This window comes from Enterobacter cloacae complex sp. S3, assembly GCF_014930495.1.
GTDB classification, from domain to species: domain Bacteria; phylum Pseudomonadota; class Gammaproteobacteria; order Enterobacterales; family Enterobacteriaceae; genus Enterobacter; species Enterobacter asburiae_B.
Window position 1 is genome coordinate 78,682 of the sequence record NZ_JADBRD010000009.1, and the last position, 16,115, is coordinate 94,796.

13 protein-coding genes are annotated in these 16,115 nt (G+C 54.4%); 7 read left to right on the forward strand and 6 right to left on the reverse strand.

What is annotated here, in order from left to right; genetic code table 11:
* Window position 1: 1 nt before the first annotated feature.
* From IM317_RS04285 to IM317_RS04295, 3 genes are all read left to right on the forward strand, one after another.
* The gene (locus IM317_RS04285) at window positions 2-1,021 is read left to right on the forward strand and encodes a Zn-dependent oxidoreductase (protein WP_033145403.1); all 1,020 of its coding nucleotides are present in this window, start codon (window positions 2-4) and stop codon (window positions 1,019-1,021) included.
* 73 nt (window positions 1,022-1,094) lie between these two features.
* On the forward strand, window positions 1,095-2,462 hold the full coding sequence (locus IM317_RS04290) for an MFS transporter (protein WP_033145404.1): 1,368 nt from the start codon (window positions 1,095-1,097) through the stop codon (window positions 2,460-2,462).
* 219 nt (window positions 2,463-2,681) lie between these two features.
* Entirely contained in the window at window positions 2,682-4,145 is a 1,464-nt protein-coding gene (locus IM317_RS04295) for a mannitol dehydrogenase family protein (protein WP_033145405.1), read from the forward strand.
* A 43-nt stretch (window positions 4,146-4,188) separates the two neighbouring features.
* On the opposite strand, the gene ydfZ is transcribed toward IM317_RS04295, so the two are convergent.
* Window positions 4,189-4,392 (reverse strand): putative selenium delivery protein YdfZ, encoded by a 204-nt coding sequence (ydfZ, locus tag IM317_RS04300; RefSeq protein ID WP_014883679.1) that lies wholly within the window; start codon window positions 4,390-4,392, stop codon window positions 4,189-4,191.
* 288 nt (window positions 4,393-4,680) lie between these two features.
* Between ydfZ and IM317_RS04305 the strand changes: the two genes are divergently transcribed.
* Window positions 4,681-5,112: a universal stress protein gene (locus tag IM317_RS04305; RefSeq protein WP_033145406.1), complete on the forward strand. Its 432-nt coding sequence runs from the start codon at window positions 4,681-4,683 to the stop codon at window positions 5,110-5,112.
* 33 nt (window positions 5,113-5,145) lie between these two features.
* On the opposite strand, the gene IM317_RS04310 is transcribed toward IM317_RS04305, so the two are convergent.
* Window positions 5,146-5,832 carry a GntR family transcriptional regulator gene (locus IM317_RS04310; protein ID WP_023311557.1) on the reverse strand — a complete coding sequence of 229 codons (687 nt, stop codon included), beginning with the start codon at window positions 5,830-5,832 and terminating at the stop codon, window positions 5,146-5,148.
* Window positions 5,833-5,923: 91 nt separating this feature from the next.
* The gene (ydfG, locus tag IM317_RS04315) at window positions 5,924-6,670 is read right to left on the reverse strand and encodes a bifunctional NADP-dependent 3-hydroxy acid dehydrogenase/3-hydroxypropionate dehydrogenase YdfG (protein WP_023311558.1); all 747 of its coding nucleotides are present in this window, start codon (window positions 6,668-6,670) and stop codon (window positions 5,924-5,926) included.
* Window positions 6,671-6,812: 142 nt separating this feature from the next.
* On the opposite strand from ydfG, the gene dcp reads away from it, so the two are divergent.
* Together dcp and IM317_RS04325 are read left to right on the forward strand one after the other, a co-directional pair.
* Window positions 6,813-8,846 (forward strand): peptidyl-dipeptidase Dcp, encoded by a 2,034-nt coding sequence (dcp, locus tag IM317_RS04320; protein WP_033145407.1) that lies wholly within the window; start codon window positions 6,813-6,815, stop codon window positions 8,844-8,846.
* A 321-nt stretch (window positions 8,847-9,167) separates the two neighbouring features.
* Complete coding sequence (locus tag IM317_RS04325) at window positions 9,168-11,750, forward strand: EAL domain-containing protein (protein ID WP_033145408.1); 2,583 nt, start codon at window positions 9,168-9,170, stop codon at window positions 11,748-11,750.
* A 101-nt stretch (window positions 11,751-11,851) separates the two neighbouring features.
* Here the strand turns inward: IM317_RS04325 and uspF are convergent, their stop codons facing one another.
* Both uspF and IM317_RS04335 read right to left on the reverse strand, forming a co-directional pair.
* Window positions 11,852-12,286 carry a universal stress protein UspF gene (gene uspF, locus IM317_RS04330; protein WP_023292544.1) on the reverse strand — a complete coding sequence of 145 codons (435 nt, stop codon included), beginning with the start codon at window positions 12,284-12,286 and terminating at the stop codon, window positions 11,852-11,854.
* Window positions 12,287-12,530: 244 nt separating this feature from the next.
* Window positions 12,531-13,202 carry an MgtC family protein gene (locus tag IM317_RS04335; RefSeq protein WP_033145409.1) on the reverse strand — a complete coding sequence of 224 codons (672 nt, stop codon included), beginning with the start codon at window positions 13,200-13,202 and terminating at the stop codon, window positions 12,531-12,533.
* A 456-nt stretch (window positions 13,203-13,658) separates the two neighbouring features.
* On the opposite strand from IM317_RS04335, the gene IM317_RS04340 reads away from it, so the two are divergent.
* A complete protein-coding gene (locus tag IM317_RS04340; RefSeq protein ID WP_033145410.1) occupies window positions 13,659-14,867 on the forward strand; it encodes an MFS transporter in 1,209 nt (402 codons plus the stop codon).
* Between the two features lie 19 nt (window positions 14,868-14,886).
* On the opposite strand, the gene IM317_RS04345 is transcribed toward IM317_RS04340, so the two are convergent.
* On the reverse strand, window positions 14,887-15,876 hold the full coding sequence (locus tag IM317_RS04345) for a 2-hydroxyacid dehydrogenase (protein WP_033145411.1): 990 nt from the start codon (window positions 15,874-15,876) through the stop codon (window positions 14,887-14,889).
* Between the last annotated feature and the right edge of the window lie 239 nt (window positions 15,877-16,115).

Genomic DNA, 16,115 nt, shown 5'->3' on the forward strand with positions numbered 1-16,115 from the left:
GATGAAAAGCGTAGTGATTCAACAGCCGAACGAACTGGTGATTGAAGAGCGGCCACTCCCGGCGCCAGGTGCAGGTGAAGTTCGCGTCAAAATCACGCTGGCGGGGATCTGCGGTTCGGATAGCCACATCTATCGCGGCCATAATCCGTTTGCGAAATATCCACGCGTCATCGGCCATGAGTTCTTTGGCGTGATTGACGCCGTAGGCGAGGGGGTCGACAGTGCACGTCTGGGCCAGCGCGTCTCGGTCGATCCGGTGATCAGCTGCGGACACTGCTATCCGTGTTCCGTCGGAAAACCGAACGTCTGTACCTCGCTGGTGGTGCTGGGCGTACACCGCGACGGGGGCTTCAGCGAATACGCGGCGGTACCCGCTAAAAATGCCTGGCCTATCCCCGATGACATTCCGGATAAACACGCCGTTATGGTGGAACCTTTCACCATCGCCGCCAACGTAACGGGGCAGGCCAACCCCATCGAGCAGGACGTCGCACTGGTTTATGGCGCAGGCCCGATGGGGCTGGTCACCGTGCAGGCGCTGAAGGGCGTCTATAAGGTGAAGCAGGTTATCGTGGTTGATCGCATCGACGAACGCCTGAAAATGGCCCAGCGCAGCGGCGCGGACTGGGTGTTGAATAACGGCGAGCAGTCGCTGCAGGCCGCACTGGAGGAAAGGGGGATCAAACCGACGTTAATCATTGATGCCGCCTGTCATCCGGCGATTTTGCAGGAGGCGATTACCCTGGCCTCTCCGGCGGCGCGCATCGTGCTGATGGGGTTCTCCAGCGAGCCGAGCCAGATTGTCCAGCAGGGCATCACCGGCAAAGAGCTGGCGATCTTCTCCTCGCGCCTCAATGCCAACAAATTCCCGGTCGTCATCGACTGGCTGAAAAAAGGGCTGATCGACCCGGAAAAACTGATCACTCATGCCTTTGACTATCACCATGTAACAGACGCCATTGAACTGTTTGAGAAAGACCAGCGGCAGTGCTGCAAAGTCTTGCTCACGTTCGGGCAATAATCCTATACGCGGTTAAGAGCCTGCGCAGACAGGCTCTATGTGGTACGCATCTTACCCTTCAGAGATAGCCATTATGACGCAAGCACAACCTCAAAGAACCACCTCCGACCTGGTGAAAGCCGCCGTTTCCGGCTGGCTGGGCACCGCCCTGGAGTTTATGGACTTTCAGCTTTACTCGCTGGGGGCAGCCCTGGTCTTTCACGAGATCTTCTTCCCGGAACAGTCAGCCGCGATGGCGCTGATCCTCGCGATGGGAACCTACGGCGCAGGCTATATCGCACGCATTGTCGGCGCCTTTATCTTTGGCAGAATGGGCGACAGCATTGGTCGTAAGAAGGTGCTGTTTATCACCATCACCATGATGGGGATCTGCACCACGCTGATTGGCGTCCTGCCGACCTACGCGCAGATCGGGATTTTTGCTCCCGTTCTGCTGGTAACGCTGCGTATCATCCAGGGCCTGGGGGCCGGGGCTGAGATTTCCGGGGCCGGGACCATGCTGGCGGAGTACGCGCCGAAAGGGAAACGCGGCATTATCTCCTCGCTAGTGGCGATGGGCACTAACTGCGGGACGCTGAGCGCCACGGCGATCTGGGCGGTGATGTTCTTTGCCCTCGACCGTGAAGAGCTGATTGCCTGGGGCTGGCGCGTGCCGTTCCTCGCCAGCGTCGTGGTGATGATTTTCGCCATCTGGCTGCGAATGAACCTGAAAGAGAGCCCGGTGTTTGAGAAAGTGAACGATGCCCAAACCGTACAGCCGGACACCTCGCTCGGTTCAATGGTGAAAAGTAAATCCTTCTGGCTGGCGACCGGCCTGCGGTTTGGTCAGGCAGGCAACTCGGGTCTGATCCAGACGTTCCTCGCCGGATATCTGGTCCAGACGCTGCTGTTCGATAAAGCCATCCCGACCGATGCGCTGATGATAAGCTCCATTCTCGGGTTTATCTCCATTCCGCTGCTGGGATGGCTTTCCGATAAAGTAGGGCGCCGTCTGCCGTACATTTTTCTCAATGTCTCCGCCATTCTTCTCGCGTATCCGATGCTCTCTATCATCGTCGATAAGAGCTATGCGCCGGGGACAATCATGCTCTCTATCATCGTTATCCATAACTTCGCCGTGCTGGGGCTGTTTGCGCTGGAAAATATCACCATGGCTGAGATGTTTGGCTCGCGAAATCGCTTTACCCGCATGGCTATCTCGAAAGAGGCGGGCGGTCTGGTGGCGGTGGGCTTTGGTCCGGTACTGGCGGGGATCTTCTGCAACATGACCGGCTCCTGGTGGCCGATTGTTGCCATGCTGGTGGCCTATTCCGTGATTGGGCTAGTCTCGGCGTTCCTGATGCCGGAAGTGCGCGACCGTGATTTGAGCGCGGCGCACGACGCAGCGGAGTCCGCGCCAGAGGAGAGTGTGGGTTACGGCGCGGTCTCCTCGCGACGCTAATGGTTTATAACTTACGTGACCTGTCACATAACTTTATCTTTATGTCACACCACATGAGCAAAAGTTAATATAAATCAAAATCTCAAACGGCAGTATCAGTATGGTTGATGGCAGTTATTTTTTTACCCCAGCTGCCATTCTAGTTGGTGTAGTCAGCAGGCGCTGCCGCTTCAGAGGAGCGGCAGCGGTCCACGACTTTCTAATTAACGAGTCTTAATCATGGAAAACACCTTATTACAGGCCAACGCGACGCTGCCTCAGTACGATCGCGACAGCCTTCAACCACGCATTGTTCATCTGGGTTTTGGCGCCTTTCACCGGGCGCACCAGGCGGTGTACGCCGACATTCTCGCCGCCGGGCACGGCAGCGACTGGGGCTACTGTGAGGTTAACCTGATTGGCGGCGAGCAGCAGATTGCCGATCTGAAGGCGCAGGATAACCTCTACACCGTGGCGGAGATGTCTGCCGACGCATGGACATCCCGCGTAGTTGGCGTAGTTAAAAAAGCGCTGCATGCGCAGGTTGACGGGCTGGAAAGCGTTCTGGCGGCGATGTGCGAACCGCAGGTGGCGATTGTCTCGCTGACCATCACCGAGAAAGGGTACTGCCATTCACCGGCGACAGGACAACTGATGCTCGATCACCCGTTTATCGTCGCCGACCTGCAAAACCCGCACCAGCCGAAATCCGCGCCGGGCGTGGTGGTGGAAGCGCTGGCGCGTCGCAGAGCGGCGGGTCTGCCCGCGTTTAGCGTGATGTCCTGCGACAACATGCCGGAGAACGGCCACGTGATGCGCAATGTGACCTGCGCGTACGCCCGGGCGGTAGACGGCGAGCTGGCGGACTGGATCGAGGCTAACGTCACCTTCCCGTCAACCATGGTGGATCGCATCGTGCCGGCGGTCACGCCCGATACGCTGGATAAAATCGAACAGCTGACCGGCGTGCGTGACCCGGCGGCAGTCGCCTGTGAACCGTTCCGCCAGTGGGTGATCGAAGATAACTTTGTGGCAGGACGTCCCGAGTGGGAAAAGGCCGGTGCCGAGCTGGTGTCAGACGTGATCCCGTTTGAAGAGATGAAGCTGCGCATGCTCAACGGCAGCCACTCGTTCCTGGCGTACCTGGGCTATCTGGCCGGCTACCCGCATATCAACGACTGTATGGAAGATGAGAACTACCGCCTCGCCGCGCACGCGCTGATGCTTAACGAGCAGGCGCCCACGCTGAAAGTGAAGGGCGTTGATTTAGGTCGCTATGCCGATCTCCTGATAGCTCGCTACAGCAACCCGGCCCTGCGCCACAGGACATGGCAAATCGCGATGGACGGCAGCCAGAAGCTCCCGCAGCGTATGCTGGACTCCGTGCGCTGGCACCTGGTGCACCAGACGCCTTTCCCGCTGCTGGCGCTGGGGGTGGCTGGCTGGATGCGTTATGTCGGCGGCATTGACGAGCAGGGTAACGCCATTGACGTGAGCGATCCGCAGCTGGCGGTGATTCAGGCGGCGGTGAACGAAAGTGCGGAAGGCGAAAGCCGGGTCAATGCGCTGCTCGGCATTGAGGCCATCTTTGGTAACGAGTTACCGAAGGAGCCGCGCTTTGTGGCTGCGGTGATGGCCGCGTACCGGTCGTTGCTGCAAAAAGGCGCGAAAGCGACCGTCGCGCAGTACGCGTCTCAACGGTAGTTCAGCACATGCCGCCGTGCGCGGCGGCATGGCTGCGCACAGCTTAGTGCATTCCCAGGCGAATCAGCTCAATCGGCTCGAACTTACCTTCGCATCCTTCCACTTCAACCGTTTTGCTGCGGCGCACCTGCGCGGCATCCAGCCCGTCGCTGTGGATCGCTTTAATCACGCCGGTTTTGCCCGTGCCGCTAATCATGACGCGGCTGCCGGTGGTGATTGCATTGCGGTTACGGTCGTATGTCATCATGGTATTTTCTCCTCTCTAACCTGTTCGTTACGGCGCTATTTCGGGTTATGCCGTTCACGGGGCATATAAATACGCCTGTCCGCGCTTCATGTTTTTGTTTTTGATCAAACTCACACTTTTTTCTTTATTTCGTCGAGCGCTGACGGTTCAGGACGGTAATTTACAAAGTGGACCGTTATTTTCATTAATTGATAGTTTCGACAGGGAAGCGTTGAGGGTTGGTTTATATTCCGGATGTCATCCTGTGTGCAGGAAATAACCCTTTCATCGGAATAAGGAGTCAGGCTTATGTATAAGAACATTTTGATGCCTGTAGACGTGTTTGAAATGGATTTGAGCGACAAAGCGGTTCGCCACGCGGCAAGCCTTGCGAAGGCTGAGGGCGCGTCGATTACCCTGGTCAATATTCTGCCTGCCAGCAGCCGGTCTCTGCTGCGCGGTTTCAACGCCGATATTAAAAAGTTTGAAGAGTATATGACCGCAGAATCCGGCAAGAAAATGAACGAGTTAAAAAGACTGTTCGATATTGCCCCTGAGAATATTCACAGCATGGTGCGTTTTGGCAACGTCCGGGATGAAATTATCAAGCTGAGCAAGGAGGGGAAATATGATGCGATTGTCATCGGGTCGAAAAATCCGAGCATCTCCACGCATCTGCTGGGTTCAAATGCGGAATCTATTCTGCGCTACGCCACGATCCCGGTGTTAGTCGTTCGCTAATCACCTCGCCGCACCCGAAAGGGGCGGCGCATATTACTCTTCGCTAAACCACTCGCTATTTTCCTGACGAATAAGCTGCACGGATTCGCTAATTTCCTGCAGATGCAGCGTCATCGCTTTTTCCACACCGTCCGGGTCGCGTTTTTCCAGCGCGCTGAAAATATCATGATGCTGTCGGAGCAGCATTTCCGGCGGGGAGACGTGATCGAGGCTCATATAGCGCACGCGGTCAATGGTGGCCTTGATGTTCTCGATGGTGTCCCAGGCCAGCTGACAATCCGCGATTTGCGCCAGCTTCTGGTGGAATTCATCGTCAAGCTGGAAGAAATCATTGAGCTGCTTACGGTCAATCGCAATACGCTGCTGGTGCAGGTTCTGCTCCAGCTGGTAACACTGGTTGTCGTTGATAAGCGTTGCGGCGCGGCGCGCCACTGCGCATTCAATGGCCTGGCGAACGAAACAGCCGTTGCGTACCTGAGAGAGTGAAATTTTGTTCACGTAGCTGCCGCGCTGCGGGCGGATCTGAATTAGTCCGTTCTCAGCAAGCTTAATAAACGCTTCACGTACCGGCTGACGGGAAACGTCAAAACGCACAGACACCTCTTTTTCAGAAAGCGGCGTTCCCGGTGGGATCAGGCAATGGACAATATCACGTCGCAAAATGCGATAGATTTGCTGGTTAACGGGCTGGGTGGGATTGAGTTGCGATTCAGCGGCCATGAGTTGTCATTTCTCAGAGAGTTAGCCTGAACATACTACCATTCTTTTATAACCCGAAACAGACCCGGCCCGCAGGCCGGGAAGGGCAGAGTTAGCCACGATGGACGCTAAGTCCGGCAAAACTCTGGCTGACGGGCATCATTTCCACGGTATTGATGTTGACGTGTTTTGGCAGCGTTGCCACCCACCAGACCGTTTCGGTCACATCTTCCGGCGTCAGCGCGTTCGCATTTTCGTATGTTTTGCCCGCTTTCGCGTCATCGCCTTTGAAACGCACGTTGGAAAACTCGGTGCCGCCCACCAGGCCCGGCTCGATATCGGTAACGCGAATGGCGGTGCCGTGCAGGTCGGTACGCAGGTTAAGGCTGAACTGGCGCACAAACGCCTTCGTTGCGCCATAGACGTTGCCGCCCGCGTAAGGCCAGCTTCCGGCGGTGGAGCCAATGTTGATAATGTGGCCGCGGTTGCGCTCGACCATGCCAGGCAGCACCGCGCGGGTCATATAGACCAGCCCTTTGTTGTTGGTGTCGATCATGTTTTCCCAGTCTTCCACGCTGGCTTTGTGGGCGGGCTCCATGCCCAGCGCCAGACCGGCATTGTTGACCAGCACGTCGATGGCGCGCCACTCGGCGGGCAGGTTGGCAATCATCTCTTCAATGGCCGCGCGGTTACGCACGTCCAGCTGCGCGGTCAGGATGCTGTCGCCTAATTCGTCCTTCAGCTCCTGCAGGCGCTCCTGACGACGGCCCGTGGCAATAACCTTGTGCCCGTTGGCGACGAAGCGACGCGTGATGCTTTCACCAAAACCTGCCGTTGCCCCGGTAACTAAAATAATCATCTCACTGTTCCTCAACGCTTTTTGTGTTGTACTAACATAGCACGGCCGCAGAGGGTGCGTTAAGGCAACATTTGTATGACGGCGTTGCAGGGGATGGCGGCCTGGCCTACTCTGGGAGGATACCCGTACTCAGGAGCGAAAGATGACGGCCACGAATCCCTTTTTTGACATCAGCCTGCTGCCTTACCAGGCCCCCCATTTTGATGAAATCACCGACGATCACTATCGCCCGGCCTTTGATGAAGCGCTTCGCCAGAAGCGGGCGGACGTAGACGCCATTGTGTCCCAAACCGCTGCGCCGGACTTCACCAACACCGTGCTGGCGCTGGAGAAAAGCGGCACCATGCTCTCGCGCGTCAGCAGCGTGTTCTTCGCCATGACCTCCGCGCACACCAATGCGTATCTGCAGGAGCTTGAGGAGCAGTTCTCCACCGAGCTTGCCTCGCTGGCAAACGACATCTGGCTGAATGACACCCTTTTCGCCCGCGTGGAGAGCGTCTGGCAGGACCGTGCCGCGCTGGACGCCGAATCCCGTCGTCTGGTCGAGGAGACGTATCAGCGGTTTATTCTGGCCGGCGCGCGTCTCAATGAAACGGAAAAAGCCGAGCTGAAGGCGTTGAATACCGAGGCGGCGACCCTGACCAGCCAGTTCAATCAGCGTCTGCTGGCTGCCGATAAAACGGGTGGGCTGGTGGTGGATTACGCGCACCAGCTTGACGGGCTCAGCGCCAGCGAGATCGCCGACGCGGCGCAGGCTGCCTCGGATCGAGGGTTAAACGACCGCTGGCTGATCCCGCTTCTGAACACGACTCAGCAGCCCGCGCTTTCCGCGCTGCGCAATCGTCAGACCCGCGAAAACCTGTTCAACGCAGGCTGGACGCGCACCCAGAAAGGGGATGAAAACGACACTCGCGAGCTGATCCTCCGCCTTACGGCGCTGCGCGCCCGGCAGGCCCGCCTGCTGGGATTTGACGATTACGCCAGCTGGAGTATCGCCGACCAGATGGCGAAAACCCCGGACGCCGCGCTGGAATTTATGCGCGGCATTGTGCCCGCCGCCCGCGCCCGGGCAGAGCGCGAGCAGGCCGATATTCAGAAAGTGATTGATGACGAGCAGGGCGGTTTCACCGTACAGGCCTGGGACTGGGCCTTTTATGCCGAGCGCGTGCGTCAGGCAAAATATGCCCTCGATGAATCGCAAATCAAACCCTATTTTGCGCTCAATACCGTATTGCACGATGGCGTATTCTGGGCCGCAAGCCAGCTGTTTGGCATCCGCTTTGTGGAGCGCTTCGATATTCCGGTGTATCACCCGGACGTCCGCGTCTGGGAAATTTTCGACCACACCGGTGAGGGCATGGCGCTGTTTTACGGCGACTTTTTTGCCCGCGATTCCAAGCAGGGCGGGGCCTGGATGGGGAATTTCGTCGAGCAATCCTTCGAGCTTGCTGCCCGTCCGGCGATCTACAACGTCTGTAATTACCAAAAACCGGCTAACGGCGGCGTCGCGCTTCTCTCCTGGGATGACGTGATCACCCTGTTCCACGAGTTTGGCCATACGCTGCACGGTCTGTTTGCCAGCCAGCGTTTCGCCACGCTCTCCGGGACCAATACGCCGCGCGATTTCGTTGAATTCCCGTCGCAGATCAACGAACACTGGGCCAGCCATCCACAGGTATTTACCCACTACGCCCGTCATTACGAAACCGGTGAACCGATGCCGGACGCGCTGCGGGAAAGCATGCTCAACGCGACCCATTTCAACAAGGGTTATGACATGACGGAGCTGCTGGCTGCCGCGCTGCTGGACATGAACTGGCACGGGATCAGCGAAGCCGTTTCGGGCGTAGACGCGTTTGAAGCGGCAGCACTGAAAAAAGAGGGGCTGGATCTGCCCGCCGTACCGCCGCGCTATCGCAGCAGCTATTTTGCCCATATTTTCGGCGGCGGCTACGCGGCGGGATATTACGCCTACCTGTGGACGCAAATGCTGGCGGACGATGGCTATCAGTGGTTTGTCGAACAGGGCGGCCTGACTCGTGAAAACGGGCAAATATTCCGCGAGGCGATTTTGTCCCGTGGTAACAGCACGGATCTGGCAGAACTTTATCGGCAGTGGCGCGGGCACGATCCGAAGATTGAACCGATGCTGGAAAATCGCGGGTTGAGCGAATAGAGCCAGTCTCGTCAGAAAAAAAAACCGGGCTTTACGCCCGGTTTTTTTATAGGCTCCAACGTGCTTGTAACGTCTTCTGCAAAAAAAAGTTTTAATATGCGTTCTTTATAAATAAAACAGGTGAGATTAATACTTACTTTGACCAGTATATTTAATTAACCGAGGTTAGGCTTTAAATGAATTAATGATTAATAGTTTGTTCTGGATTGCGAAAAATAAAAACCTTTAGCTTCGGATTTTTAGCTATAAATTTTTGTTATTTTGTGCCGATAAATGAAAGTGGCATAAAAATCGACGTAGTAGCAGTTAAGAAGGCGAAAGATGACCCTACCTCTGAACAATCCGGGCTTCACGGATACCGAGCCTTCTAAAGGCCTGATAAATAAAACCTTTACCTATATTGTAACGTTGTTGATAAGTATTTTTATTGCGGCAATAATTTCCCTGCTAATAATAAAAGATAATGTGAATGAAATCAGCGACACGCACGATGAATTTTTGTTAAGGAAAGCCCTGGAGACCCGCCAGGAGAGCATGCGAAGTCATTTGAAAGATAATGCCGAGTGGGGGGATGCCTACAAACATCTTCATCTGAACAATGACGTTCACTGGGCATGGGATAAGCAGAACCTGGGTAAGTCCCTGTATGACAACTTTGGCTACGAAGGGGTGTTTGTTCTCTCTCCGGAAGGGAGTACGCGATACAGCGTGGTTGATGGGAAGCTGAAGCTTCAGGAGCTGGAGCGCTGGTTAGACAAATCAACCAAAGACCGTTTACTCCATGAGTTGAGTATAAAAAAGGGAGTGCCGGTTTCTGTGCTAGCGCTTATCGATTCCGTGCCGGCCATTGTTTCTGCGCAATGGATAACGACGGGCGATGATGCGAGCGTGCAAACCATGCCCGGAAAACCGTCGACAATGGTGTTTATAGACAAGTTAACGGCTAAAAAACTCCTCACGATTGGGCAGGATGACGGCATCCAGAACGTTCGTACTTCACCTGATACAGCCACTTCTCAAATAAATAATCAGACGGAATTTACCTTAAGCACCCAAAATGGGGATGTGCAAATTATCTGGGACGGTGAAAATCCCGGCCAGGCGTTAATAATTTATTTTTTGCCATTGCTCATTCTTTCCGTCGTTCTGACGGTATCGATGACGGTTATATTGATGCGCCATATTATGCACAAGGCGAGAATGCTTGACGAAAATACGTTTCTCCTCGAGCAGGCGCGGTTGAATCTTATTACGAGTGAAAAAAGATTCCGGGACGTCAGTGAAACAACCAGCGACTGGTTCTGGGAAACAGATTTATCGTTAAGGATAACGTGGCTATCGGGTCGTTTTTCTACAATAACGGGATATGAAAATAGCAAATGGATAGGCCGCAGGTTGGATGAACTCTTTCCGTCGACAGGCGGATTATCACATGACTGCGCCGGGCAGCGGGATTTAACCGAACGCTTTGAATTTAAAAACTGTCCTTATACTCACGCGCAAAAAACCACGTCATATTGCACGCTTCTGGCAAAGTTTTCTGCTCAGCCTGATGGAACGGTGGTGTTGCGAGGCGCGGCAACCGACGTCTCTCAGGAAGTTGAAGCAACAAAACGCGTGGAGTTCCTGTCACGCCATGATGAATTAACCGGTCTGCCGAACCGGTATCATATTAAGGAATTTTTGGCTGGCCAGTTGGCGAAAGAAGACCTTAACCGTTATCCGTTTGCCATGATCTGCCTTGATTTAGACAAGTTTAAACCCGTCAATGATATTTTCGGGCACTCCACCGGCGATGCCCTGCTTGGCGAGGTCGCTTCACGTCTTAAAAATTGCGTTCGTCGGGGTGATTTTGTCGCACGGCAGGGAGGGGATGAATTTATGCTTCTCCTCGGCAACACCAGCCAGCAAGACCAGATTGAGGAGGTGTGTCGTCGTATCGTGCAAGAACTTAACCGTCCTTTCGCCATTGAGGGCAATGATGTGGCGATAGGCGTAAGCATGGGCATTGCGCTGGCTCCCCGGGATAGCAGCAGCGCAAACGATCTTCTGCGCTACGCGGATATTGCGCTGTATCAGGCGAAACAATCCGGCAGAAACCGATGGGTCTATTATCGCCCGGATATGTCGGAAAAGTTGACCGAACGCAGGAAACTGGAATTAGAACTCAAGACCGCGATTCGCGAAGAACAGCTCTACCTGGTTTACCAGCCGCGTTATAACCTCCGGTATTCTAAAATTGAGGCCGTCGAAGCGCTGGTACGCTGGCAGCACCCGGCTCGGGGGACCATAATGCCCGATCAGTTTATCCCGCTGGCAGAAGAAACCGGGCTGATTATTAGCCTGAGTAACTGGGTCATACGCAAAGCCTGTACGGAGACGAAAGACAAATTGCCGGGATTATCGGTCTCCGTCAATATTTCTGCTATCGAATTCCAGGCAAGCGATCTTGCCGAAAGAATAAAAGAGATCCTTCACGAAACGGGGCTTGAACCCAACCGGCTGGAAATTGAAGTCACTGAAAACGTTACGCTTTCCGACCCGGAAAAAACCTTGCAGACCATGAAGTCTCTCAAAAGAATGGGCGTCCGCATTCTGATTGACGATTTCGGTACCGGCTATGCCTCTCTGAGCTATCTGCGGAAGTTTCAGTTTGACGGGCTTAAGCTCGACAAGAGCTTTATTTTTACCCTCGGTGACTCGCCGCAGAACCAGTCAGTCGTGGAGAAAATTATCGACCTGGGAAAAGCCTATTCCATGGCGGTAACCGCAGAAGGGGTGGAGACCGTCGAACAGCTGTCTTTTCTGAAAAAAAATAAATGTGATGAAGTTCAGGGCTACCTGCTTGGAAAACCGGCCGCCATTACGGACTTAAATTTAAACGCCAACAGAGTAAATCTCTAAATCGCGTTTTCACTCAGGAAAGCGCAAATGAAAAACCGGGCTTCTCGCCCGGTTTTTGTTATCCGCTCTCCGTTCGTATCCACGATCGTAAACGCCGCTTTCTATCTTACGACCAGGACAGGGCATTTCGCATGCCGAACCACTGCCGCAGCGTTCGAACCCAACAGATACGTCGATATGTCAGGTTTGTGGGAAGCGATGATAATCAGGTCGGCATCGATCGTGTCAGCGAGCTTAAGGATTTGATCCTTTGGAGATCCCGTCACGGCGTGAGTCTGTATCTTGTCTGGAGGAATTTTGAATTGCTTAACGATTTCATCCAGCTTCGCTAAGGCCGCGTGCTGGAACTCTTTCAGCTTCGGCATTTCAACCGAATAGGCCAGGCCTAATGATGAATAATACGGAAGCGATGGAATGACGGTAAGAAAGTGAACTTTAGCTGTGTTAAGTGCTGTATGTGCCTGAACGAAGGGGATAACCATGTGCGTCAGGCTATCCTCCGAAATGTCAATTGGAACCAAAATTGAATTATACATTTGTCCCTCCTGAGTGTTTTTCACACAATTCAGGGTAGACCGTTAATTTCAGGAAAACAGAGAGCAAGCTGTCATAACGGGGACAAATTTCGGTTATGTGATAGGCGTACAGTCGAACCAGCCCGTGATCTCGTCAACGTGGCGTGACAACGAACACGGCATTCGGGGATGAATCTCTCCGCGTCACGGTCCGTTTTCTGCAAAACGCCAAAGCCTCAACCGGGCGCAATGCCCGGTACCTTGTTCATATTGCGTGACAGCTGACGGACGCGATAATTTTATTCCCGCCCATATTCCCCATAATCAGATCGAGTAATTTTCGGTATTCCTCCCGGGTCATCACTTCCGCCCGAATTTCGGTTTTACCTTCTGCTTGCGCCGTAGCGGAATAAATCGCTTTCAGACTTAACGTCAACTCTTTCGCCATATTTACGACGCTCTGCCGCACCGCATCTTCATGCTCATCATTGCAGGTGATTTTAAGTACATAGCATTTTTCGCCTTCATGGAGCACGGGCAGTTGATTAATTCGCTGCGCGGCTTCGCGAAGCAATATGTTAGCGCAGAGAATAATTAGGCTGGCCATGGCGGCATTCCAGAACTGGCCTAATCCGCACAGTACGCCAATTCCAGCCGAGCACCACAGCGTTGCGGCGGTGTTTAAACCACGAATATTCATTCCTTCACGCATAATGACGCCAGCGCCAAGAAAGCCGATTCCGGAGACGATCTGCGCTGCGATACGCCCCGGGCTATCAGGAGAAGTCGATACCGAACTTAAAATGAACACTGCCGCACCCGTGGCAACCAGTGCATTGGTACGAAGTCCGGCCATACGCTGGCGCCACTGTCTTTCCGCGCCAATAATTGCGCCCAGCAGCATCGCTGCGAGCAGATGAGAGATATAAGGGAACATCAGCCTGTCGCCTGTTAACGTTATTAAATAATAAGCGTCAGTGCTTTGCTAAGCACATCATAACGCCGTTTAAATGCTAAACGTGTCAGGACGACGGTGGCGGAAAGAGTGAATGTGTAAACATGAACATGCGATGCCCCACAAATTGAGTGGTTTTACTATTTCGGGATACAATCGCTTAAAGAGGATTGCTGCCCACCGTTTCAGGTAAGCAGCGAGGAAATCGCGCTAGCTTACCTTCGTATCAACAATAAAATAACTTTCCAACGAAGGACTCCTGTGAAAATTTATTGCCAGTATAGTCAGGGTCGATAATGAGTAAAGCGAAAAGACAGCCTCCGTTATGAATTGTTTAAGTTCGCAAGGCATATTTTTTAAGACGTCATCTGATTTTAAAAAATACCCGCTATACTACATTTCCTTTTTTACAGGCGATAACAGACAAAGGCAGGAAGTATGTCTCTTCGTTCGCTGCGGGCATTATGCCTGACAAGTTTTTTCATCGCGGATGTCCGCGATGGCCTCGGTCCTTTTCTCGGTATTTTTCTGACCGAACGCCACTGGGCTCCCGATGATATCGGCATCCTGATGACGGCCGGTGGGCTGGCGGGATTACTGGCCACGCTGCCGGCGGGATTCATCACCGACACCTCCCGCAGCAAGCGGACCGTGCTGGCGCTGGTGTGCCTGCTCATCACTCTTAGCACGCTCCTGCTCTGGTTTAGCCAGCAGAGCGCTGTTGTCGCCGTTTCGCAAATTGTCTCCGGTATCTGCGCGGCGTTTGTCGGGCCGCTGATCGCCGGGATTACCCTGGGGCTGACCGGCCAGAGCGGGTTCAGCGCGCAGATGGGCAAAAATGAGGCGTTCAATCACGGCGGTAACTTTGTTACCGCACTGATTGCAGGGGGCATTGCGTGGTACTGGGGCGTCGGCGGGATTTTCCTGCTGATGACCTGTACCACGCTGTTAACGCTCTGTGCGCTGCTTGCCATTCGCAACGGGGATATCGATAACGACGCGGCGAGGGGGCTCTCTTCTTCAGCGAGCCTGCCGGTTCCCGGCTTTGCCGTGCTGATTAAAAACCGGGCGCTGTTAGTGACCGGACTGACGCTGCTGCTGTTTCACCTGGCGAACGCCGCGCTGCTGCCGATGCTGAGCATGAGGGTGGCCGCCGCGCCCGCCTCGATCAACCCTGGTTTGTACGCGGCGGGCACCGTTATCATCTCTCAGGCCGTGATGATCCCCGTCGCCATCTGGGTCGCCCACCGAATAGACCGCTACGGCTACTGGCGCTTAATTATGCTGGCGCTGCTGGTGATGCCGGTGCGCGCCGCGCTGGCGGCGTCGACGGACGCGCCGCTCATGATGATCCCGGTACAAATTCTCGACGGGCTCGCCGCAGGGATCCTGGGCGTCGCGGTGCCGTCGTTTATCGTGGTGCTGTTGCGCGGGAGCGGGCACGTCAATGCCGGGCAGAGTGTGGTGATGCTGATGCAGGGGGTAGGGGCATCCATGAGCCCGGCGTTAACCGGCACGATTGCCGGTCATTACTCATTTGCCACGGCATTCAGTGTCCTGAGCGCGATTGCGCTGGTGGCCGTCCTGCTGTGGTGGTGCTTTTCGCACTGGACCTGGGAAACAGACAGTACGCCGGGTGGGGCATAGCCGCCACCCGGCGTCACGCTTACGCCAGTTCGTTAGGGCACGCTTCGCCCTTTTCCAGCTGCTGCAGATTACCCAGCGTGGTTTCTGAAATGCTGATCAGCGCTTCGGCAGTCAGAAACGCCTGGTGTCCGGTAAACAGCACGTTATGACAGGCTGACAGGCGGCGGAACACGTCGTCCTGGATCACATCATTCGACTTGTCCTCAAAGAACAGATCGCGTTCGTTCTCGTACACGTCCATTCCCAGCGCGCCAATTTTCTGGGTTTTCAGCGCTTCGATAGCGGCCTGAGAGTCAACCAGCCCGCCGCGGCTGGTGTTGATGATCATCACGCCGTCTTTCATCTGGTCAAACGCCGCCTGGTTAAGCAGGTGGTAGTTCTCCGGCGTCAGCGGGCAGTGCAGGGAGATCACGTCAGACTGGGAGAACAGGGTCTGCAGGTCGACGTATTCCACGCCCAGCTCCAGCGCAGCGGCGCTCGGGTACGGATCGAACGCCAGCAGACGCATGCCGAAGCCTTTCAGAATGCGCAGGGCGGCGACGCCAATTTTACCGGTGCCGATCACGCCCGCGGTTTTGCCGTACATGGTAAAGCCGGTCAGCCCTTCCAGAGAGAAGTTGGCATCACGGGTGCGCTGATAAGCGCGGTGAATACGACGGTTGAGCGACATCATCATGCCAATTGCATGTTCCGCGACCGCTTCCGGGGAGTACGCCGGGACGCGCACCACCCTCAGACCCAGCTCTTTCGCCGCGTCGAGGTCCACGTTATTAAAGCCCGCGCAGCGCAGGGCGATATATTTCACGCCCTGTTTTTTCAACTCTTCCAGCACCGGACGACTGCCGTCGTCGTTAACAAAAATGCAGACGCCTTCACAGCCGTGCGCCGTTTTGGCGGTTTTTTCGGACAGCAGAAAGTCGAAAAATTCAAGCTCAAACCCGTAAGCCTCGTTAACATGTTGCAGATACTTTTTGTCGTACTGCTTTGTGCTATATACCGCGAGTTTCATAAGACTTTCTCCAGTGATTTTGCATTCACGTTAGCATGATTAAAATTATCTTACAATTTCTAAAATATTATTGAATTCAATAAGTTCTATCAATTATTCTAGAGCATATGTGCACCCTAACTCCATGATATTCATATCCACCGATTTCTTAAGCGGGACTGACACCAGCGACATGTCTGCTTGTTTTACTCTAAGGGGGCTATGGGGGAGACTAAAGTCACAACAAGTGCGTATGTTTT

What these genes read in the sequence shown, in the direction of transcription:
- ydfZ (WP_014883679.1), bottom strand. Translation starts at nt 4,392, where the DNA reads ATGATGACATACGACCGTAACCGCAATGCAATCACCACCGGCAGCCGC.
- uspF (WP_023292544.1), bottom strand. Translation starts at nt 12,286, where the DNA reads ATGTATAATTCAATTTTGGTTCCAATTGACATTTCGGAGGATAGCCTG.
- IM317_RS04335 (WP_033145409.1), bottom strand. Translation starts at nt 13,202, where the DNA reads ATGTTCCCTTATATCTCTCATCTGCTCGCAGCGATGCTGCTGGGCGCA.
- IM317_RS04310 (WP_023311557.1), bottom strand. Translation starts at nt 5,832, where the DNA reads ATGGCCGCTGAATCGCAACTCAATCCCACCCAGCCCGTTAACCAGCAA.
- ydfG (WP_023311558.1), bottom strand. Translation starts at nt 6,670, where the DNA reads ATGATTATTTTAGTTACCGGGGCAACGGCAGGTTTTGGTGAAAGCATC.
- IM317_RS04340 (WP_033145410.1), top strand. Translation starts at nt 13,659, where the DNA reads ATGTCTCTTCGTTCGCTGCGGGCATTATGCCTGACAAGTTTTTTCATC.
- IM317_RS04345 (WP_033145411.1), bottom strand. Translation starts at nt 15,876, where the DNA reads ATGAAACTCGCGGTATATAGCACAAAGCAGTACGACAAAAAGTATCTG.
- IM317_RS04290 (WP_033145404.1), top strand. Translation starts at nt 1,095, where the DNA reads ATGACGCAAGCACAACCTCAAAGAACCACCTCCGACCTGGTGAAAGCC.
- IM317_RS04295 (WP_033145405.1), top strand. Translation starts at nt 2,682, where the DNA reads ATGGAAAACACCTTATTACAGGCCAACGCGACGCTGCCTCAGTACGAT.
- IM317_RS04285 (WP_033145403.1), top strand. Translation starts at nt 2, where the DNA reads ATGAAAAGCGTAGTGATTCAACAGCCGAACGAACTGGTGATTGAAGAG.
- dcp (WP_033145407.1), top strand. Translation starts at nt 6,813, where the DNA reads ATGACGGCCACGAATCCCTTTTTTGACATCAGCCTGCTGCCTTACCAG.
- IM317_RS04305 (WP_033145406.1), top strand. Translation starts at nt 4,681, where the DNA reads ATGTATAAGAACATTTTGATGCCTGTAGACGTGTTTGAAATGGATTTG.
- IM317_RS04325 (WP_033145408.1), top strand. Translation starts at nt 9,168, where the DNA reads ATGACCCTACCTCTGAACAATCCGGGCTTCACGGATACCGAGCCTTCT.